We start from the raw sequence: 18,296 nt of genomic DNA, 5'->3' as shown, positions 1-18,296 counted from the left end.
CCAGATACGATGCGCATAAAACGGCTCAAGCTCACCGGTTTCAAGAGCTTCGTCGAACCCGCCGAACTGCGCATCGAACCGGGGCTGACCGGCGTGGTCGGCCCCAACGGCTGCGGCAAATCCAACCTGCTCGAAGCGATCCGCTGGGTCATGGGCGAAAGCTCGGCCAAGTCGATGCGCGGCGGCGGCATGGAAGACGTGATCTTCGCGGGCACCGCCAGCCGCCCGCCCCGCGCCTTCGCCGAAGTCGTGCTACAGGCCGAAACCGCGCCTGACGCGAACGGCACGCGCGAGGAACTCGAAGTCGTCCGCCGGATCGAGCGCGGCGCCGGCAGCGCCTATCGCATCAACGGCAGCGACGTGCGCGCCAAGGACGTCTCGCTGGTCTTCGCCGATGCCGCGACCGGCGCGCACAGCCCGGCGCTCGTCAGCCAGGGCCGCATCGCCGCGGTCATCGCCGCCAAGCCCGCCGAACGCCGCGCCATGCTGGAAGAGGCGGCGGGAATCGCCGGTCTCCACGTCCGCCGCAAGGACGCCGAGCAGAAGCTGCGCGCCACCGAGACCAATCTCTCGCGCCTCGAAGACCTCATGGCCGGGCTGGACAAGCAGGTCGCGGGCCTGCGCCGTCAGGCCAAGGCCGCCGAGCGCTACAAGGAACTCTCCGACCGGATCCGGCTTGCCGAAGCGCGGCTGGTCTTCGCCCGCTGGCGCGATGCCGCCCAGGCCGCCGAGGCCGCTAAGAAGGAAGCCGAAGGCGCCGAGGCCCGCGTGACCGGGGCGCAGGACGCGGCCAAGCTCGCGCAGGATGCTCAGGCCAAGGCCGCCGAAGCGCTGGTGGAAGCCCGCGACGAACTCGCCGACCGGCGTGACGATGCCAGCGCGCAGGGCCACCGCATGGCCACGCTCACCGGCCAGCTCGAAGCCGCCGAACAGCGGCTGAAGGACCTCGAACGCCAGAAGGCCCGCCTCGACGAGGATCGCGGCGATGCCGACCGCATGACCCGCGACGCCGCCGAGGCGCTCGCCCGACTGGAACGCGATCTGGCGGAAGGGGCAAGGCAGCTCGAACAGGACGAGGCCCAGCGCCCGCGCCTCGCCAATGCCCTCGAAGGCGCCGAGCGCGCCGCCCGTGCCGCCGAACTCGATCTGGCGCAGGCCACTGCCGCGCAGGCCGGGGTCGAGGCCGAATGGCGCATCGCTGAAGCCGAACTGACGCAGGCGCGCAGCCGTCTCGACCGGCTCGCCGCCGAAGCCGCCCGGCTCGAAGCGCAAGTGGAGGCGCTGGCCGCGGCGGGCGATCTCGACGCGGCGGTCATCGACGCACGAGCCAAGGCCGAAGCAGCCACCGTGGCGCTCGCCGCCGCCCGCGAAGGTCTGGACGCGCAGCAGGCCCGCAAGGCCGAACTTCAGGGCGAGCGCGATGCCGCCGCCTCGGCGCTGGCCGCCGCCCGCGCCGACCTGACCGGCATCGAGCGCGAGCATTCCGCCCTCACCAAGGACCGCGAGGCCCGCGCCAAGGGCGCCAAGGCCGCGCATGGCCTGCCGGTCGCCATCGATGCCGTGCGCGCCGCGCCGGGCTACGAACGCGCCGTCGCCGCCGTGCTCGGCCGCGATGCCAAGGCACCGCTGGGCGAAGTCGCCAAGGCGGATGGTCGGTTCTGGACCGGAGCGCAGGCCCCGGCGGCGGTGAAGGACAGCCTTGCCGCCCACGTCACCCAGTGCCCGGCGCAACTCGCCGCACGCCTCGCCCTCGTCCATGTCGTCGAGGAAGACGACGGCCGCGACCTCGGCACCGGCGAATGGCTGGTCACGCGCGCGGGCGCGCTGCGCCGCTGGGACGGCTTCGTTGCGCGCGGCGAAGGTGCCGCCGAAGCTGCACGGCTCGAAGCCGAAAACCGCTTCGCCGAACTCGACGCCCAGTTGCCGCCGCTGCGCGAAGCCGTATCCGCCGCCGAAGCGCGGCAGGGCACGGTGCAGCAGGAACTCTCGGCCCATGCCGCCGCCGTGATCGCCGCCGAGCGTGCGATTGCCGAGGCCGCCAATGCCGAGCGCAGCGCCCTGCGCGCCGCCGATCAGGCTGAGGACGCCCGCGTCCGCCACCAGACCCGCCGCGCCGAACTCGACCGCGCGCTGGGCGATCTGGCCGAGCAGCGGCAGGCGGCCGAGCGGGACATCGCCGCCGCCGAAGGCAAGCGTTCGGTCCTGCCCGATCCCGAAAAGGGCCGCGCCGGGCTGGTGCTCGCCCGCGAGAAGAACGACGCCGCCCGCGCGACGCTCCAGATCTCGACCGCAACGCTCGCCTCGCACGATCAGGGTCTCGCCGTCGCGCGCGAACGCACCGCCTCGCAACGCGGCGATATCCGCAACTGGCAGTCGCGCGCCGGGGATGCCGCCAATCGCCTCGCCCAGATGGCCGGGCGGCTGGAGGAAATCGAGACCGAACGCGCCGTCGTCGCCGCCAAGCCCGCCTCGCTCATGGAGCAGATCGAGCAGGGCGAAGCGGTCCGCAACCGCATTGCCGAGGAACTGGGCAAGGCGGAGGCCGCCGTCGCTTTCGTGACCGATGCCGCCCGCAAGGCCGATGCCACGCTCGCCGCCGCGCAGGAAATGCTTGCCAGCGCCCGCGAGAACCGCGCCGGTGCCGCCGCCCGCGCCGAGAACGAGGACGCCCGCCGCGTCGAGATGACCCGCGTCTCGGGCGAGCGCTTCCAGTGCCCGCCGCCGGTCCTGCCCGAGCGCTTCGCCTTCGCCCCCGCCGAGGTCGGCGCAGCGCAGGACGAGATGGCCGCGATGGAGCGCCTCATGGCCGACCGCGAGAGGATCGGCCCGGTCAACCTCGTTGCCGCCACCGAACTGGCCGAAGCCGAAGCCCAGCTCGGCACCAGCATCACCGAGAAGGCGGAACTGGCCGAGGCGGTGAACCGTCTGCGCGGCTCGATCGGCAATCTCAACCGCGAGGGCCGCGAGCGCCTGCGCGCCGCCTTCGAAGCGGTGGACGGCCACTTCCGCCATCTTTTCTCGCGCCTGTTTCAGGGCGGCCAGGCCCACCTCGCGCTCGTCGATTCGGACGATCCGCTCGAAGCGGGCCTCGAAATCTTCGCCCAGCCGCCGGGCAAGCGGCTCCAGTCGCTGACGCTACTTTCGGGCGGCGAGCAGGCGCTCACCGCCGTCGCCCTGATCTTCGCGCTGTTCCTGACCAATCCCGCGCCGATCTGCGTGCTGGACGAAGTCGACGCCCCGCTCGACGATGCGAACATCGAGCGGTTCTGCGACCTCCTCGAAGCGATGACCCAGGAAACCGACACGCGATACCTGATCGTCACCCACAATGCCGTGACGATGAGCCGCATGCACCGCCTGTTCGGCGTGACCATGGTGGAAAAGGGCGTCTCGCGGCTGGTTAGCGTCGATCTCGTCGGCGCCGAGGAACTGCTGGCAGCGGAATGAGATTGACTTCCGGACTTTTTGTAGTTACATAAATTCCATTGGTCCGGCGAAGAAAAATGGACGATTCTCCGGTGTGAAACGCGAAAGCAGACACACCGCCCATGGAAGAATCCAGCGCAGATCCGGCAAGGATCAGCTTCGATCCGAACAAGCGCGCAAAGATTCTTCTGTAGCTAGGTCTCGATCTTGCCGACGCCGGTCTCGTCTTTGCGGGAATGCACGTCCAGATTGTGGACGATCGCAAGGACTACGGGGAAATCCGTTATCGCGTCTTCGGCTAGCTTCGCGGTCGGCGCGTGTCGCTGGTCTGGACGCCGCGCGAAGGAACCCGGCGCATCATAACGATGAGGCACGCACACCATGGCGAACACGAAGCCCGCATCCGAACCCTGGATTGATCCCGATGACGACGACGTCGAGTGGACCGAAGAGATGTTCGCAAAGGCCGCTGTCTACGAAGGCGGAAAGTTGGTCCGTCCGGCATCCGGAACGCTCAAGTCCATCGGCCGTCCCCCTTCCGACAATCCCAAGAAGCAGGTTACGCTGCGCCTCGACCCCGAAGTGATCGAGGGGTTCCGCGCCACCGGCAAGGGCTGGCAGTCACGCATCAATGCCGAACTGCGCAAGGCGCTCGGCATCTGAGCGCTACTTGAGCACGAAGCGCGGCCCCGGCCCCTGCTCTCCGGCCTCGTCGCCGTAATTGTAGAGGCGGCATTTCGCCAGACTCAGGCAACCGCAGCCGATGCATTCGTCCAGCTTGCGGCGGGTCAGTTCGAGCAGCGCAATCTTCGCGTCGATCGCCTCGCGCATCGACAGGCTGATGTTCTCCCAGTCCTCCAGCGTTGGCGTGCGCCCCTGCGGCAGGGCGGAAAGCTCGCGCTCGATCTCGGCGAGGCCGAGTCCCAGCTTCTGGGCGATCAGGACGAAGCTGACCCGGCGGATGTCGGAGCGCAGGAAGCGACGCTGGTTGCCGCTGGTCCGCAGCGCGGTCAGCAGGCCCTTCTCCTCGTAGAAGCGGATCGCCGAAACCGCGACGCCGGTGCGCCGCGCCAGATAGCCGATGGAAATGAAACGGTCCTGAATCACGAATCTCTCGCATTTTGACGCTTGATCTCAAGTTAACTTGAGGTTGCATCAAGGCCAAGCCGGCGATTCGTCCGGTGACGCACAGGAGATGCGAAAATGGCCCAGGGCCGCCTCGAACATGCCAACATCACGGTCAGCGACATCGACCGGATTTCCACGCTGCTGCAAAACCTGCTCGGCTGGCACGAACGCTGGCGCGGTCCCGCCCTGAATGGCGGCGAGACGATTCATGTCGGCGGGGATTTCAGCTATATCGCCGTCTATACCGACCGGAAGCCGCGCGAGCGCTTCGGCAAGGGTGCGCCGCTCAATCACGTCGGTCTGGTGGTCAGCGACCTCGACGCCGCAGAGCAGGTGGTGATCGCCGCCGGACTCGAACCGTTCAACCATGCCGACTACGAGCCGGGACGGCGGTTTTACTTCTTCGACTGGGACGGGATCGAATTCGAACTCGTAAGCTACGATTGAACGGCTGAGAGCGCCGGAATCATAGGATTCCGGCGTTGCCTACCACCCAGCAGGCCAGCGCCATGACCAGCCCAAGGTCGCGGTTCGAACGGAACCGGGCAAGGGCGTTGTCGCCGTCCTCGGTATTCAGCGTGACGATCTGGAAACCGAGATGCAGCGCAACCGGCACCAGCGCCACCAGCGCCACCCAGTCCTGCCGCAGGGTCCAGAACGCCAGCGCCCAGAACGCCAGGGCCAGCGCGTAGAACCCCGCCACGCCGCCCCGCACATGGCTGCCGAGACGCAGCGCCGAGGAGCGAATGCCAACGACGGCGTCGTCCTCGCGGTCCTGAAGTGCGTAGATCGTGTCGTAGCCGATGCACCAGAAGATCGAACCGGCATAGAGCGCGGCGATCACCGCCAGCTGGTCTCCGCGAATCTCGATCCAGCCGACCAGCGCGCCCCAGGTGAAGACCATGCCCAGCCAGGCCTGCGGCCACCAGGTGATCCGCTTCATGAACGGATAGGCGGCGACCAGCGCCACACTGCCCAGCGCCACGAGCTGCGCCTGCCAGCGCAACTGGAACAGCACCACGAGGCCCACCGCGCAGAGCGACAGCAGCCAGGCCCAGGCCGCCTTCACGCTGACCTGCCCGCTCGCCACCGGACGCGAGGCCGTGCGGGCCACCTTGCGGTCGAGATCGGCGTCGACGATGTCGTTGAGCACGCAGCCCGCGCCGCGCATCGCGATCGACCCCACCAGCAGCCAGAGGATCAGCCCCCAGCGCGCCTCGCCGCCCGCCAACAGCACGCCCCAGGCGCAAGGCCAGAACAGCAGCCACCAACCGATCGGGCGATCGAAACGGGCCAGCATGGCATAAGCGCGCGGTGTCTTGGGCAGGGCCGCAACGATTCCGCGATGCTGCGTATCGGGGACGAGAAGAGAGTCGTTCACGCCCGAACGATTAGCCCATTGGACGCCTGATGTCATGAACGAACGTGATGAGAGCAGGTGATCCGACTGCATCGGATCACCTGCTCTCCGTTTCTGGTTTGCCGCATTTTCCGAGTCATCAGGTGATTCCACCTGATTAGAAAATGCTCTAGCACATGTGCTCTCTACGTCCGGTCGCACGCAAAACCGCTTCGCGCGAAAAGGGCGCCGTCAATTTTCCGGAGCATCGACAAGATCATGGCCGCCACCCCCGCCTGGCCCCCGCGCAGCGCGCCGCGCCTTTTCGTCACCGGCCCCCTGGCCGAAGGCGGCAGCGTCGCGATCGAAGGCGGGCAGGCGCACTACCTCTCCAAGGTCATGCGAGTCGCGCCGGGCGACGCGGTGATCCTCTGCGACGACCAGACCGGCGAATGGGCCTGCGCCGTCACCGCCGCAGGCAAGCGCGACGTCACGCTGGAAGTCCGCGACCGCCTCCGCGAACGCGAGGCCGTGCCCGACTTCTGGCTCTGCGCCGCACTGCTCAAGAAGCCGAACTTCGATCTCGTGCTGGAAAAGGCCACCGAACTCGGCGTGGCCCGGATCCAGCCGCTCGTCACCCGCCGCTGCGTGGCCGACAAGCTCAATGCCGAACGGGCGGCCACGATCGTCACCGAAGCCGCCGAGCAATGCGCCCGCACCGCGCTGCCGGAAGTGACCGAGCCGTTGAAACTGGAAGTGCTCCTGCGCGACTGGCCCGAGGACCGCGCGCTGTTCTTCGCCGATGAAACCGGCGGTGCACCCGCCGCCGCCCGGTTCGCCGCGCACTCCGGCCCGGCGGCGCTGCTGGTCGGCCCGGAAGGCGGCTTCGACGATGAGGAACGGGCGCTCGTCCGCGCGCATCCTATGGCGCAGGCGATCACCCTCGGGCCGCGGATTCTGCGCGGGGAGACCGCGAGTATCGGGGCTACCGCGCTTTGGATGGCGGTTGCCGGGGATTGGTCGGAAGAAGGATAAGCAGGGGCCATCGCCCCTGCACCCCCAAACTGTCAAGGTCACGCGCGACCTATTCGTTGTGCGCTCATGGCCGCGTCGGGAGACTTATTGGCTGCGCCGCAGGGAGCCCGCGACGGATAGATGGCGCGCACGGTAGACATTCCGAGGGTCCGGGGGATCATCCCCCGGAATCTTCCCTTTCTGACTGAGTCCCACAACAAAACAAACCGCTCGGTACAAAAAGTTGTAGCGTCCGAACGCAGCCCGCACTAACTCCGCCGCCATGAGCACCCGTGAGGTTTCGGATCGCGAAGATCCGGTGATCGAAAGCCTGGACCAACTCGCCGCGCCGATGGCTGCGGGCGAAAAGCCGCGCGAGGCGTGGCGGATCGGTACAGAGCACGAAAAGTTCGTCTATGACACGGCCGATCACCACGCGCCGTCCTATGCCGAGGAAGGGGGCATCCGCGATCTGCTGATGGCCCTGACCGAGTTCGGCTGGGAGCCGATCATCGAGGGCGGAAACGTCATCGCCATGAAGGGCAGCGACGGCACCGTCAGTCTGGAACCGGCGGGCCAGCTCGAGCTTTCCGGCGCGCCGCTGGAGAACCTGCACCAGACCTGTGCCGAGACCGGGCGCCACCTCGCGCAGGTGAAGACCATCGGCGACCGCATCGGCAAGGCCTTCCTCGGCCTTGGCATGTGGCCGGACAAGACCCGCGCCGAACTGCCGATCATGCCCAAGGGCCGCTACGACATCATGCTGCGGCACATGCCGCGCGTGGGCTCCATGGGCCTCGACATGATGCTGCGGACCTGCACCATCCAGGTCAACCTCGACTATTCGAGCGAGGCGGACATGGTGAAGAAGTTCCGCAGCTCGCTGGCGCTGCAACCGCTGGCGACCGCGCTCTTCGCCAATTCGCCCTTCACCGAGGGCAAGCCCAACGGCTACCTTTCCTATCGCAGCCACATCTGGTCGGACACCGATCCCGCGCGTACCGGCATGCTGCCTTTCGTGTTCGAGGACGGTTTCGGCTACGAGCGCTATGTCGACTACATGCTCGACGTGCCGATGTATTTCGTGTTCCGCGACGGCAAGTATATCGACGCCGCCGGGCATTCCTTCCGCGACTTCCTGAAGGGCGAGCTTGCGGTGCTCCCCGGCGAGCTTCCGCGCCTGTCGGACTGGACCGATCACCTTTCCACCGCCTTCCCCGAAGTGCGGCTGAAGTCCTTCCTCGAAATGCGCGGTGCCGACGGCGGCCCGTGGGGCCGGATCTGCGCCCTGCCCGCGCTGTGGGTCGGCCTGCTCTACGACCAGGGCGCGCTCGACGCGGCCTGGGATCTCGTCAAGGACTGGGACATGGAAGGGCGCGAACTGCTGCGCAATTCCGTGCCGAAGCTCGGCCTCGACGCACCGCTTCCCGGCGGCGGCACGCTGCGCAAGATCGCTGCGGAAGTGATCGACATCTCGCGTTCCGGCCTTGCCGCGCGCAATTTCCTCAATGCGGGCGGGGACAACGAGACCGGCTACCTCGAACCGCTCGCGCAGATCGTCGCCAGCGGCAAGGTTCCCGCCGAGCGCCTGCTCGACCTCTACAACGGCGAATGGGGCGGCGATCTATCGAAGATCTACGCGGTGAAGAGCTTCTGAATTAGGGAAAGGGGCGGTCTCACAGGACCGCCCCTTCTTCGTTCAGCGCATCAGCCCGCCGATCAGGTTTCGGGCAAACCGGCCAAGCCCCGGAAAACCGATGGCCTTGCCGAAAGCATCGCCCACCGTGCCCGCCGCCGCGCTGGCTGCCGAAGCCTTGGGATTGGCGCGGCTCTTCTTACCCTGCACCGACTGCGCGAGGATCGACCCGGCACTCGCCGCCGCCGCGCCTGCCGCCGCCTTGGCGACCTTGCCGCCCAGGCCGTCCCACAGGCTGGGGCTCCGGCGTTCCTGCTTGCCGACCTCGGAAGCGCCCTTTTCCGCCACTTCCTGTGCGGTCGCGGCAGCGTCGGCGGCCTTTGCGGCGAGCACTTCCTCAGCGCTTTCGCGGTTGATCGGGGTGTCGTACTTGCCTTCGTAAGGGCTGATCGACTGGATGATCGCCCGCTCCTTCGGCTCCACCGGCCCCAGCCGCGAGCGCGGCGGCGCGATCAGGGTACGTTGGACCACCGTGGGCGCGCCCTGATCGTCGAGCGTGGAAACCAGCGCCTCGCCGACCTTCAACTCGGTGATCGCCGCCGCGACGTTGAGTTCGGGATTGATGCGGAAGGTATCCGCCGCTGCCTTGATCGCCTTCTGGTCGCGCGGGGTGAACGCGCGCAGGGCGTGCTGCACGCGGTTGCCGAGCTGGCCCGCGATCTCCTCCGGGATATCGATGGGGTTCTGCGAGATGAAGTAGACGCCCACCCCCTTCGAGCGGACGAGGCGGACGACCTGCTCGACCTTGTCCTGCAAGGCCTTGGGGGCATCGTCGAACAGCAGGTGGGCCTCGTCGAAGAAGAACACCAGCTTCGGCTTTTCGGGATCGCCCACTTCGGGCAGCACCTCGAACAATTCGGACAGCAGCCAGAGCAGGAACGTCGCGTAGAGCTTCGGGCTGCGCATCAGCTTGTCGGCGGCGAGCACGTTGATGTAGCCGCGCCCCTTGTCGTCGCAGCGGATGAAATCGGCGATTTCCAGCGCCGGTTCGCCGAAGAACTGCGCCGCGCCCTGACTGTCGAGTGCCAGAAGCTGGCGCTGGATCGTGCCGACGCTGGCCTTGGTGATATTGCCGTACTTCGTCGAAAGCTCGGAGGCATTCTCGGCGGCATGGGCCAACATTGCTTGCAAGTCGGGCAAGTCGAGCAGCAGCAGCCCCTGCTCGTCGGCATAGCGGAAGACGACGTTGAGCACGCCTTCCTGCGTATCGTTGAGGTCCATCAGCCGCGACAGCAGCAGCGGCCCCATTTCCGAGATCGTGGTGCGGACGGGATGGCCCTGCTCACCGTAGATGTCCCAGAAGATCGCCGGATTGTCGGAATAGGCGTAATCGGTCAGGCCGATTTCCTTCGCCCGCGCCTCCAGCACGGCGGCGTTCCTGAACTGCGGGCTGCCGGACATGGAGATGCCGGAAAGATCGCCCTTCACGTCGGCCAGGAACACCGGCACCCCGGCGGCGGAAAACTGTTCTGCAATCGTCTGGAGCGTCACCGTCTTGCCGGTGCCCGTCGCCCCCGCGATCAGGCCGTGGCGATTGGCGCGCCCCAGCTGCAGAACCTGCCGTTCACCGTTGGCACCGAGTCCCAGGAAAATCTCTTCCATTCATGCCTCCTTGCACCGTGCGAAAGTGATAGAACGCGCCTTCGGCAAGGGCGAGAGGGATTTTGCCGAAACCTTGCCCAAGAACTTGCCCGAAGCCTTGCGACGAAGCGCACTGGTGCCGCCGGGGATCGGGCGCTAAAGGCGCTGTCCAAGCCATGTCCCAGCCCTTCTTCCTTTTCGACGACGCCCGCCCGGAGGGCGCAGCCGACGCGCGCATCTACCGCGACCCGGTGGAAATCGTCGTCGCCCACACCGAAGAGGATGTGCTGCCCGCCCTCGCCCGGATCGAGGCGCTGTCGGCAGAGGGGCTACATCTGGCGGGCTACCTCGCCTACGAAGCGGGGCAGGCGCTGGAGCCGCGCCTTGCCGGGCTGCGCAAGACCGCAGGCCCGCTGGTCTGGTTCGGCGCCTTCACGGGCTTCGAGACGGTCCCCGCCGCCGATATTCCGCGCTGGCTGGCCGAAAACGCCACGCCCGGACCACTCGGCATCGGCCCGCTCGACCCGCTGGTCTCCACGGGCGACTACACCCGCGCCTTCGAGGCTATCCACGGTGCCATCGAGGCGGGCGACATCTATCAGGTCAACCTGACCCTGCCGCTGGAAGGCCCGTGGCACGGCGATCCGCTGGCGCTCTACGCCGCGATCCGCCCCGCCGCCGCCGCCGGATATGGCGCTGTCATTTGCAACGGCGCCGAGTGGCTGCTCAGCTTCTCGCCCGAACTGTTCTTCGCGCTGGACGGGCGCACGGTCACCGTCCGCCCGATGAAGGGCACCCGCCCGCGCGGGCAGGACGCCGCCGAGGACGCACTGCTGCGCGAGGAGCTGGCCACGAGCACCAAGGATCGCGCGGAAAACCTGATGATCCTCGACCTCATGCGCAACGATCTGTCGCGCGTGGCGGAGGCAGGCAGCGTCCGCGTGGAGCAGCCTTTCGCGATCGAGAGTTACCCGACGGTCCACCAGATGGTCTCCACCGTCCACGCCCGCCTTTCGCCGGACAAAGGCGCGGCCGATCTGCTGCGGGCGCTGTTCCCCTGCGGATCGATCACCGGCGCGCCCAAGATCCGGGCGATGGAGCTGATCGCCGAGGTCGAACGCCACGCGCGCGGACCTTATTGCGGCTCGATCGGTTTCATCGAACCTACTGGCGATGCGGCGTTCAATGTGGCAATCCGCACCTTGCGTCTGTCGCCGGACGCCAAGGGCATGGCGGGCCGTGCGATACTCGGTGTCGGTTCGGCGGTGGTCGCCGATTCACAAGCGCTTCCCGAATGGCGGGAATGCCTGGTCAAAGGGGGTTTCGTGCGAGATTCGGCAGGGGCAACTTCACCCGCCAGTTTCGATCTTGTCGAGACGATGCGTTTCACGCCCGAAGAGGGCATTCCGCTGCTGGAACTCCATCTGGAGCGGGTCCGTACCAGTGCGGAGGCGCTGGGTTTCAGTTTTGACCGCCATGCCGTGCGCAATGCGATCCAGGCGCTCTGCTTCGATGCCGATGCGCCCGCCAGGCTGCGCCTCGTCACTGCCCGCAGCGGCGTCTATGCGCTGGAACTGGCGGAGTTACCCGCAGAGTTCGACGGCCCGGTAACGGTCGGCGTGCTGCCGCTTCCGGTCGACAGCGGCGACTGGCGCCTGCGCCACAAGACCAGCGATCGCGGTTTCTACAATGCCGGTCTGGCCGTGGGTAAAAACGCCGGAGCACAGGAAGTGCTGTTCCTGCGCGATGACGGACTGCTGACCGAAGGCTGCTTCACCAGTCTCTTCGTCGAGCGTGACGGCGTGCTGCTGACCCCGCCCGCCGCGCTGGGCCTGCTGCCCGGCGTGCTGCGCCGCTCGCTGATCGAGCAGGGTCGCGCGGTCGAGGCGGACCTGACGCTGGACGACCTCTCGGACGGTTTCCTGATCGGCAATGCCCTGCGCGGCCTGATGCCCGCCCAGCTCCTCAAGTGACGGCTGCTCACCTGATGCACACTTCCGCTGCCCTCGCCCGCATCGCCCCCTCCGGGACGACCGCGATGACCGACCGCGCCATCGCCCTGCGCGAATCCGGCATCGACGTGATCTCGCTCTCGGTCGGCGAGCCCGATTTCGACACCCCTCCCCATGTGATCGAGGCTGCCAAGGCCGCGCTCGACGCCGGGCAGACCAAGTACACGGCGGTCGGCGGCACCTCGCAGCTGAAGCAGGCCGCCGCGCTGCATTTCAGGCGCGATCTCGGCATCGAGGTTCCACCTTCGCAAGTGACGGTCAGCGCGGGCGGCAAGCAGGCGATCTTCCACGCGATGCTGGCGACCGTGGGCGAAGGCGACGAAGTGATCGTGCCCTCGCCGTGGTGGGTAAGCTATCCGGAGATCGTGCGTTTCGCGGGCGGCAAGGTCGTGCCGCTGCGCACCTCGCCCAAGGACAATTTCCGCTTCACGCCCGCCGATCTGGAAGCGCAGATCGGCCCGCGCACGCTCTGGGTGCTGCTCAACAGCCCCGGAAACCCGACCGGTGCCTATTATCCCGAGGACATGCTGCGCGGCATCGGCGACGTGCTGCGTCGCCACCCGCGGGTGATGGTGCTGTCCGACGATATCTACGCGCCGATCAACTATACCGGACGCCCGCATGTGACGCTGGCGAACCTCTGCCCGGATCTGGCGGACCGCATGCTGACCGTCTCCGGCGTGTCCAAGAGCCATGCGATGACCGGCTTCCGCATCGGTGTCGCCGCCGGGCCGCAGTGGCTCATCAAGGCGATGGAAAAGCTCCAGTCGCATTCCTCGGGCAATCCCTGCTCGATCAGCCAGGCCGCTGCCGTCGCCGCTTTCGAAGGGCCGCAGGACTTCCTGACCGAATGGCGCGAGCGGTTCCGCCAGCGGCGCGACAGCGTCGTTTCGGCGATCAACGCGATTCCCGGCCTGTCCACGCCCTCGCCCGATGGCGCGTTCTACTGCATGATCGACGCGACTCCGCTCATGGACCGCTTCGGCGGGGACGACGTGAAGCTGACGCTGCACCTGCTGGAGCACGGCGTGGCGCTGGTTCCGGCCTCGGCATTCGGCGGACAGAACGGCTTCCGCATCAGTTTCGCCGCGGACGACGCGCGGCTCGAAGAAGCGCTGCAGCGCATAGAGAAAGCATTGACGTAACATGGAACTGGAAATCCTCTTCGAGGACGGCGAAGCGCTGGTCATCGACAAGCCCGGCGGCCTCCCGCTCGATACGCCGCGCGCCGGTGGGCCGAGCCTCGAAGACCGGCTGGACGAGCTGAAACTGGGCTTCCAGCGCCTGCCCGCGCCGGTGCACCGGCTGGACCGCGACACCTCCGGCTGCCTGCTGCTGGCGCGTAACCCGAAGGCGCTGAAGCGCTTTTCCGCCGCCTTCGAGGAGAAGCAGGTCCAGAAGCGCTACCTCGGCATCGTCGCCGGTACGCTGACCGAAGAGGAAGGCACGATCGCGCTCAACCTCTCCAAGGTCAGCACCGTCAAGGACGGCTGGCGCATGATCCCGGCGAAGAAGGGCAAGCCCGCCGTCACCCACTGGCGCAAGCTGGACGAGAAGAACGGGCTGACCCTCGTGGAATTCCGCCCCGAAACCGGCCGTACCCACCAGATCCGCGTCCATGCCGCCTCCGGCCTCGGCCATGCGCTGCTCGGCGATCCGGTCTACGGCTCCAGCAAGGGCGCGCCGCGCACGATGCTGCACGCAGCCGGTATCACCGTGCCGCGCGGCGACAAGGAACCGATCGTTGCCGTGGCCCCGCTGCCCAGGGACTTCGCCGCGCTCGGCTTCAGCGATGAATGAGCGAGGTTGAAGCCACGATAGACCGCGCCCAGGCCCTGGCGAGCGAGAGCTTCATCGCCGCCTCCGGGCCGGGCGGCCAGAACGTCAACAAGGTAGCGACGGCGGTCCAGCTGCGGATCAACGTCTATGCCCTGCGGCTGGCGCCACTGGTCTTCGCACGGCTGAAGGAACTGGCGGGTAGCCGCATGACCTCGGGCGGCGAACTGATGTTCACCGCCCGCCGCTTCCGCACCCAGGAAGCCAACCGCGCCGATGCCCGCGAACGCCTCGCGGAAATGCTGCGCGATGCCCACAAGCTGCCCGAAAAGCGCGCCAAGAGCCGCCTCAACCGGGTGGGCAAGGAACAGCGGCTGAAGGGCAAGAAGCTGCGCGGCTCGGTCAAGGCCGGGCGCGGCAAAGTCAGCTTCGACTGAAGCTCACTCGCTCTCCGCTGCAAGGGAGGCGGTCGGCTCCGGCCGCGCGTCGAGCATCTCCGCCGCCTCACCCAGTGCCCGCGCTTCGCCGACCGTGACGCTGCCCGGTCCCGGCGCGGGATCGGACTTGCCGCAAGCTGCCAGCGTCAAAATCACGAACAGGATGCAGAGGGTTCTCATACCGTTTGCATAGCGGAGGAACGTGGCCATCTCAAACGGCTGGGATCACCATAGCCACACGCCTTCGCAACCCTTTCGACTTCCCGGACTTCCAACCGACACGGTTTGCACCGATACCGGTCCCCCCACAGCAACTGCCATGAGGAGTCGTCATGTCGAAGATCGTCATCGTCGTCGGAAGCCTTCGCGCCGAATCGTACAACCGCCAGTTCGCAGAGGCCCTGATTCGCCTGCCCGCCGCCTCGGGGCATGAATTCGTCTTCGCCGATATCGGCAACCTGCCGCTCTACAACCAGGACCAGGACGGCGACCAGGCGCAGTCGGTGAAGGACCTGAAGGCGCTGGTGCGCAGCAGCGACGGCGTGATCTTCGTGACGCCGGAATACAACCGCTCGTTCCCGGGCGTGCTGAAGAACGCCATCGACAATGCCTCGCGCCCTTATGGCGACAGCGCCTGGGCGGGCAAGCCTGCGGGGACCATTGGGGTTTCCATCGGCGCCATGGGCACGGCGCTGGCGCAGCAGCATCTGCGCAACGTGCTCGGCTATCTCGACATGCCGACCCTCGGCGCGCCGGAAGCCTTCATCCAGTGGAAGGACGGCCTGATCACCCCGGACGGCGAAATCGGCGAACAGTCCGCCGGGTTCGTCGGCGGCTGGCTGGAAGCGTTCCTCAAGCTGGTGGAACGCCACAAGGATTAAAAGGGGAAACCGTCGTCCCGAGGCGAACCTCGGGACGACGGATCAAATCAAGCCAGAATCCCGGCGGTCTTGCCCGCGCGGGTGAACATGCCGATGATCTGCTGGACCTGCTCGGCCGAATGTTCGGCGCAGAGCGAGCAGCGCAGCAGGGTCATGTTGGCAGGGGTCGCCGGGGGACGCGCGAGGTTCACGTAGAGGCCCTCGTGCAGCAGCGCTTCCCACATCATCGCGCCGCGTTCGAGATCGGGCATGATGACGGCGATGATCGCGCTCTGCGGCTCCTCGGTGCCGAGCTGGAAGCCCGCATCGGTCAGGCCCTTGTGCAGGGTGCGCGAGCTTTCCCAGAGATGCGCGCGCTTCTCGGCAGCGGTCATCAGCTTGCGGATCGAGGTGGTCGCGGTGGCGACGACGCTGGGCGGCAGGCTGGCGGTGAAAACGTAGGGACGGCAGACCAGGCGCATGATCTCGAACTTGGGGTGGTTCGAGACGCAGAAGCCGCCGACGGTGCCGACCGACTTGGAGAACGTGCCGATCACGAAGTCCACATCGTCGAGGCAGCCCTGGTCCTCGGCCACGCCGCGGCCGTTGGGACCGATGAAGCCCATCGAGTGCGCTTCGTCCACCAGCACCATGGCGCCGTACTTCTTGGCGACCGCGATCATCTCCTTGAGGGGGGCGATATCGCCCAGCATCGAGTAGACGCCTTCCAGCACGACCAGCTTGCCCGCGCCTTCGGGAATGCGGCGCAGGCGCTTTTCCATCGCCTCGATGTCATTGTGCTTGAACGGCACGACTTCGGCGTCGCCCATCTTGCAGCCGTCCCAGATCGAGGCGTGGCTGTCGATGTCGAGGATGATGTAGTCACCCTTGCCCGCGATCGTCGAGATGATGCCGAGGTTGGCCTGATAGCCGGTCGAGAACACCATGGCGTGCTTCATGTCGTAGAAGTCGCATAGCGCTTCCTCGACCGCCTTGTGCCCGGCGTACGTGCCGTTGAGCACGCGGCTGCCGGTGGTGCCCGAACCGAAGTCGTCCAGCGCCTGCTTGCCCGCCGCGATCACGTCCGGATCGAAGGTCATGCCCATGTAGTTGTAGGTGCCGAGCAGGATCGTCTCGCGCCCGTTGCACATCGCCACGGTGGGCGAGATCACCTTTTCCATGACGAGGCCGAAGGGATCTGTGACGCCTGTGGAAAGCAGATCGCGGCGCATTTCGATCAGGGGATCGAACTTGCTGAACAGGTCCGTATGCGCCTGGGTTTCGTTGTCGCTGAGCATGTCGGTCATCGCGAAGCCCTTCAGCCCTGAAGCTTGACCACGGCGTCGACGAGCTGGCCGTAGTTCTCGATCTCGGCCTGCTGGTTCATCGAGATGATGATGTCGAACCCGTCTTCGATTTCGGCCACGAAGTCCATGACGGTCAGGCTGTCGAATTCGAGATCGTCGGTGAAACGGGTCGCGTCGGTAATCTCGACGCCCTTCTTGTTGAACGGCTCGATCAGCGCGGCGATGCGGGCCGAGGTCTCTGCGCGGTCCATGGTCATTTCAACTCCGGTAATATTCGGGCGGCGCTCTGGCCGATAATTGCGGCGCAAAAGCGGCGGCGAGGGGTAAAGTCAAGCACAGGCGGCATTCGCCCTATCACAGAAGCGCGCGGACCGCCTGCATGAACGGCCCGATCGACACCGGCTTGGCGAGATAGCCTTCGGCGCCTGCCTCGCGGATGCGTTCCTCGTCGCCCTTGCCCGCATAGGCAGTGACGGCTAGCACCGGGATCGTGCGCAGGACCGCGTCCTTCTTGGCCGCCTCGATCAGGTCCAGGCCCGAGACATTGGGCAGCTGGATGTCCATGATGACGAGGTTGGGCACGAACTGGCGCGCGCGCTCCAGCGCGTCGAGGCCGTCGGCCACCGGCTCCACGGCGAAGCCCTGGCTCCTGAGCACATCGCAAAAGAGCTTCCGATTGAGGTCGTTGTCCTCGACAACTAGGATACGCTTTGCCATTCGACGCGGGATCACCATCTAGGTCGGGGACACCCGCTCTAAGACACGCAAGCGAGACTGACAATTCTTCGAGAGTCGCCATCCCCATCGCAGGACCCGCAGGCTCTGGCACTCGCCGCGCTCGGCTGGGTGTTGACCGACCAGGACCGTGCCGAGCGCTTTCTGGCGCTGACCGGCCTGACCCCGGACGTCTTGCGCGCCTCGCTGGGCCAGCCCGCGACGATGGCAGCGGTGCTGGAATTCCTCTGCTCGCACGAGCCGGACCTCGTCGCCGCCGCCGAGGCGCTGGAAGTTTCGCCGGAAACGCTGGTTGGCGCACTGAAAAGGCTCGGCGCATGACGAATCGCCCGGGCCGCCCCCTGCTCATCACCGACTGCGACGAAGTGCTGCTCTACATGGTCACGCATTTCCGCGACTGGCTGGCCGAGGACGAAGGCGTCACTTTCGCGCTCGATCGCGGCGAGTTCGCAGGGGCGATGCGCCGCACCGAATCCGGCGAACTGCTGGAGCAGGCGGAGATGTGGTCGCTGCTCAACAAGTTCTTCGACGGCCAGATGCACCGCCAGACCCCGGTCGACGGCGCCGTCGCCGCCATGCGCGAGATCGCCGCCCATGCCGATGTCGTCGTGCTCACCAATCTCATGGATTTCCGCCAGGAAACCCGCCGCCGGCAACTGGCGGAGCACGGCATCGACGTGCGCGTCTTCACCAACCAGGGACCGAAAGGTCCGGCGCTGAAGGCGATTCTCGACGAATACCAACCCTCGCGCGCGGTCTTCGTGGACGATCTGGCCCAGCACCACGGCTCGGTGGCGGACTTCGCGCCCGAGATCGGCCGCCTGCATCTCTGTGCCGAGCCGCTGCTCGCCCCGCATATCGCCTGCGCCCATGTCGCCGGTCATGCCCATGCGCGAATCGACCGCTGGCAGGACGCCGCGCCTTGGCTGATCGACTGGCTGACGCGCAGCGACGCGACCAAGACCGAATCCTGACTCCGTCCCTC

At 66.9% G+C, this 18,296-nt stretch carries 20 protein-coding genes; 12 read left to right on the top strand and 8 right to left on the bottom strand.

Annotated features, from left to right (window positions below; translation table 11 throughout):
* Nucleotides 1-9: 9 nt before the first annotated feature.
* Nucleotides 10-3,447 carry a chromosome segregation protein SMC gene (smc, locus tag AC4D6D_RS03495; RefSeq protein ID WP_491326515.1) on the top strand — a complete coding sequence of 1,146 codons (3,438 nt, stop codon included), beginning with the start codon at nucleotides 10-12 and terminating at the stop codon, nucleotides 3,445-3,447.
* Between the two features lie 173 nt (nucleotides 3,448-3,620).
* Here smc and AC4D6D_RS03490 read toward each other — a convergent pair whose 3' ends face one another.
* Entirely contained in the window at nucleotides 3,621-3,818 is a 198-nt protein-coding gene (locus AC4D6D_RS03490; protein ID WP_491326514.1) for a hypothetical protein, read from the bottom strand.
* Here AC4D6D_RS03490 and AC4D6D_RS03485 point away from each other — a divergent pair.
* Entirely contained in the window at nucleotides 3,808-4,089 is a 282-nt protein-coding gene (locus tag AC4D6D_RS03485) for a BrnA antitoxin family protein (RefSeq protein ID WP_491326513.1), read from the top strand. The genes AC4D6D_RS03490 and AC4D6D_RS03485 overlap by 11 nt on opposite strands.
* 3 nt (nucleotides 4,090-4,092) lie before the next feature.
* Here AC4D6D_RS03485 and soxR read toward each other — a convergent pair whose 3' ends face one another.
* Nucleotides 4,093-4,533, bottom strand: coding sequence for a redox-sensitive transcriptional activator SoxR (gene soxR, locus AC4D6D_RS03480; RefSeq protein WP_147216579.1), 441 nt, complete (start codon nucleotides 4,531-4,533; stop codon nucleotides 4,093-4,095).
* A gap of 96 nt (nucleotides 4,534-4,629) precedes the next feature.
* Between soxR and AC4D6D_RS03475 the strand changes: the two genes are divergently transcribed.
* Nucleotides 4,630-5,001, top strand: coding sequence for a VOC family protein (locus AC4D6D_RS03475; RefSeq protein WP_491326512.1), 372 nt, complete (start codon nucleotides 4,630-4,632; stop codon nucleotides 4,999-5,001).
* Nucleotides 5,002-5,020: 19 nt separating this feature from the next.
* On the opposite strand, the gene ubiA is transcribed toward AC4D6D_RS03475, so the two are convergent.
* A complete protein-coding gene (gene ubiA, locus AC4D6D_RS03470) occupies nucleotides 5,021-5,935 on the bottom strand; it encodes a 4-hydroxybenzoate octaprenyltransferase (protein ID WP_491326511.1) in 915 nt (304 codons plus the stop codon).
* Nucleotides 5,936-6,172: 237 nt separating this feature from the next.
* Here ubiA and AC4D6D_RS03465 point away from each other — a divergent pair, with 237 nt between their 5' ends.
* Nucleotides 6,173-6,928, top strand: a complete 756-nt coding sequence (locus AC4D6D_RS03465) for a 16S rRNA (uracil(1498)-N(3))-methyltransferase (protein ID WP_491326510.1) — start codon at nucleotides 6,173-6,175, stop codon at nucleotides 6,926-6,928.
* 262 nt (nucleotides 6,929-7,190) lie between these two features.
* Nucleotides 7,191-8,564, top strand: coding sequence for a glutamate--cysteine ligase (locus AC4D6D_RS03460; RefSeq protein ID WP_491326509.1), 1,374 nt, complete (start codon nucleotides 7,191-7,193; stop codon nucleotides 8,562-8,564).
* A 42-nt stretch (nucleotides 8,565-8,606) separates the two neighbouring features.
* Here the strand turns inward: AC4D6D_RS03460 and AC4D6D_RS03455 are convergent, their stop codons facing one another.
* Entirely contained in the window at nucleotides 8,607-10,205 is a 1,599-nt protein-coding gene (locus tag AC4D6D_RS03455; protein WP_491326508.1) for a helicase HerA-like domain-containing protein, read from the bottom strand.
* A gap of 155 nt (nucleotides 10,206-10,360) precedes the next feature.
* On the opposite strand from AC4D6D_RS03455, the gene pabB reads away from it, so the two are divergent.
* From pabB to arfB, 4 genes are read left to right on the top strand one after another with little or no spacing between them, the layout of a single operon-like run.
* Entirely contained in the window at nucleotides 10,361-12,157 is a 1,797-nt protein-coding gene (pabB, locus tag AC4D6D_RS03450; protein WP_491326507.1) for an aminodeoxychorismate synthase component I, read from the top strand.
* Between the two features lie 14 nt (nucleotides 12,158-12,171).
* A complete protein-coding gene (locus AC4D6D_RS03445; RefSeq protein ID WP_491327191.1) occupies nucleotides 12,172-13,341 on the top strand; it encodes a pyridoxal phosphate-dependent aminotransferase in 1,170 nt (389 codons plus the stop codon).
* Between the two features lies 1 nt (nucleotide 13,342).
* The gene (locus tag AC4D6D_RS03440) at nucleotides 13,343-13,996 is read left to right on the top strand and encodes an RluA family pseudouridine synthase (RefSeq protein ID WP_491326506.1); all 654 of its coding nucleotides are present in this window, start codon (nucleotides 13,343-13,345) and stop codon (nucleotides 13,994-13,996) included.
* Nucleotides 13,993-14,409, top strand: a complete 417-nt coding sequence (arfB, locus tag AC4D6D_RS03435) for an alternative ribosome rescue aminoacyl-tRNA hydrolase ArfB (RefSeq protein ID WP_491326505.1) — start codon at nucleotides 13,993-13,995, stop codon at nucleotides 14,407-14,409. Before AC4D6D_RS03440 ends, arfB begins: the two co-directional genes overlap by 4 nt.
* A 3-nt stretch (nucleotides 14,410-14,412) precedes the next feature.
* Here arfB and AC4D6D_RS03430 read toward each other — a convergent pair whose 3' ends face one another.
* Nucleotides 14,413-14,589 (bottom strand): hypothetical protein, encoded by a 177-nt coding sequence (locus tag AC4D6D_RS03430; protein WP_491326504.1) that lies wholly within the window; start codon nucleotides 14,587-14,589, stop codon nucleotides 14,413-14,415.
* Nucleotides 14,590-14,741: 152 nt separating this feature from the next.
* Between AC4D6D_RS03430 and AC4D6D_RS03425 the strand changes: the two genes are divergently transcribed.
* Nucleotides 14,742-15,290: an NADPH-dependent FMN reductase gene (locus AC4D6D_RS03425; RefSeq protein ID WP_491326503.1), complete on the top strand. Its 549-nt coding sequence runs from the start codon at nucleotides 14,742-14,744 to the stop codon at nucleotides 15,288-15,290.
* Between the two features lie 47 nt (nucleotides 15,291-15,337).
* On the opposite strand, the gene spt is transcribed toward AC4D6D_RS03425, so the two are convergent.
* The 3 genes from spt to AC4D6D_RS03410 all read right to left on the bottom strand — a co-directional run bounded on the left by spt (nucleotide 15,338) and on the right by AC4D6D_RS03410 (nucleotide 17,293).
* The gene (spt, locus tag AC4D6D_RS03420; protein WP_491326502.1) at nucleotides 15,338-16,576 is read right to left on the bottom strand and encodes a serine palmitoyltransferase; all 1,239 of its coding nucleotides are present in this window, start codon (nucleotides 16,574-16,576) and stop codon (nucleotides 15,338-15,340) included.
* Nucleotides 16,577-16,587: 11 nt separating this feature from the next.
* Nucleotides 16,588-16,827 carry an acyl carrier protein gene (locus AC4D6D_RS03415; protein WP_054442290.1) on the bottom strand — a complete coding sequence of 80 codons (240 nt, stop codon included), beginning with the start codon at nucleotides 16,825-16,827 and terminating at the stop codon, nucleotides 16,588-16,590.
* Nucleotides 16,828-16,930: 103 nt separating this feature from the next.
* Nucleotides 16,931-17,293 carry a response regulator gene (locus AC4D6D_RS03410; protein ID WP_147216554.1) on the bottom strand — a complete coding sequence of 121 codons (363 nt, stop codon included), beginning with the start codon at nucleotides 17,291-17,293 and terminating at the stop codon, nucleotides 16,931-16,933.
* A 129-nt stretch (nucleotides 17,294-17,422) separates the two neighbouring features.
* Here AC4D6D_RS03410 and AC4D6D_RS03405 point away from each other — a divergent pair, with 129 nt between their 5' ends.
* Nucleotides 17,423-17,632 (top strand): DUF3572 family protein, encoded by a 210-nt coding sequence (locus tag AC4D6D_RS03405; RefSeq protein ID WP_491326501.1) that lies wholly within the window; start codon nucleotides 17,423-17,425, stop codon nucleotides 17,630-17,632.
* Nucleotides 17,629-18,285, top strand: a complete 657-nt coding sequence (locus AC4D6D_RS03400; protein ID WP_491326500.1) for an HAD family hydrolase — start codon at nucleotides 17,629-17,631, stop codon at nucleotides 18,283-18,285. Before AC4D6D_RS03405 ends, AC4D6D_RS03400 begins: the two co-directional genes overlap by 4 nt.
* The last annotated feature ends 11 nt before the right edge of the window (nucleotides 18,286-18,296 follow it).

The organism is Novosphingobium sp. BF6 (genome assembly GCF_058273105.1).
The sequence above is the reverse complement of the archived record's forward strand: the minus strand, read 5'-3'. Positions and strand labels throughout refer to the sequence as shown.

Excerpts from the sequence above, each read along its gene's own strand:
- AC4D6D_RS03415 (WP_054442290.1), bottom strand. The coding sequence starts at position 16,827 with ATGGACCGCGCAGAGACCTCGGCCCGCATCGCCGCGCTGATCGAGCCG.
- AC4D6D_RS03445 (WP_491327191.1), top strand. The coding sequence starts at position 12,172 with ATGCACACTTCCGCTGCCCTCGCCCGCATCGCCCCCTCCGGGACGACC.
- AC4D6D_RS03465 (WP_491326510.1), top strand. The coding sequence starts at position 6,173 with ATGGCCGCCACCCCCGCCTGGCCCCCGCGCAGCGCGCCGCGCCTTTTC.
- AC4D6D_RS03425 (WP_491326503.1), top strand. The coding sequence starts at position 14,742 with ATGTCGAAGATCGTCATCGTCGTCGGAAGCCTTCGCGCCGAATCGTAC.
- AC4D6D_RS03460 (WP_491326509.1), top strand. The coding sequence starts at position 7,191 with ATGAGCACCCGTGAGGTTTCGGATCGCGAAGATCCGGTGATCGAAAGC.
- arfB (WP_491326505.1), top strand. The coding sequence starts at position 13,993 with ATGAGCGAGGTTGAAGCCACGATAGACCGCGCCCAGGCCCTGGCGAGC.
- AC4D6D_RS03400 (WP_491326500.1), top strand. The coding sequence starts at position 17,629 with ATGACGAATCGCCCGGGCCGCCCCCTGCTCATCACCGACTGCGACGAA.
- AC4D6D_RS03430 (WP_491326504.1), bottom strand. The coding sequence starts at position 14,589 with ATGAGAACCCTCTGCATCCTGTTCGTGATTTTGACGCTGGCAGCTTGC.
- AC4D6D_RS03410 (WP_147216554.1), bottom strand. The coding sequence starts at position 17,293 with ATGGCAAAGCGTATCCTAGTTGTCGAGGACAACGACCTCAATCGGAAG.
- AC4D6D_RS03455 (WP_491326508.1), bottom strand. The coding sequence starts at position 10,205 with ATGGAAGAGATTTTCCTGGGACTCGGTGCCAACGGTGAACGGCAGGTT.
- pabB (WP_491326507.1), top strand. The coding sequence starts at position 10,361 with ATGTCCCAGCCCTTCTTCCTTTTCGACGACGCCCGCCCGGAGGGCGCA.
- AC4D6D_RS03440 (WP_491326506.1), top strand. The coding sequence starts at position 13,343 with ATGGAACTGGAAATCCTCTTCGAGGACGGCGAAGCGCTGGTCATCGAC.
- spt (WP_491326502.1), bottom strand. The coding sequence starts at position 16,576 with ATGACCGACATGCTCAGCGACAACGAAACCCAGGCGCATACGGACCTG.
- smc (WP_491326515.1), top strand. The coding sequence starts at position 10 with ATGCGCATAAAACGGCTCAAGCTCACCGGTTTCAAGAGCTTCGTCGAA.
- AC4D6D_RS03475 (WP_491326512.1), top strand. The coding sequence starts at position 4,630 with ATGGCCCAGGGCCGCCTCGAACATGCCAACATCACGGTCAGCGACATC.
- AC4D6D_RS03485 (WP_491326513.1), top strand. The coding sequence starts at position 3,808 with ATGGCGAACACGAAGCCCGCATCCGAACCCTGGATTGATCCCGATGAC.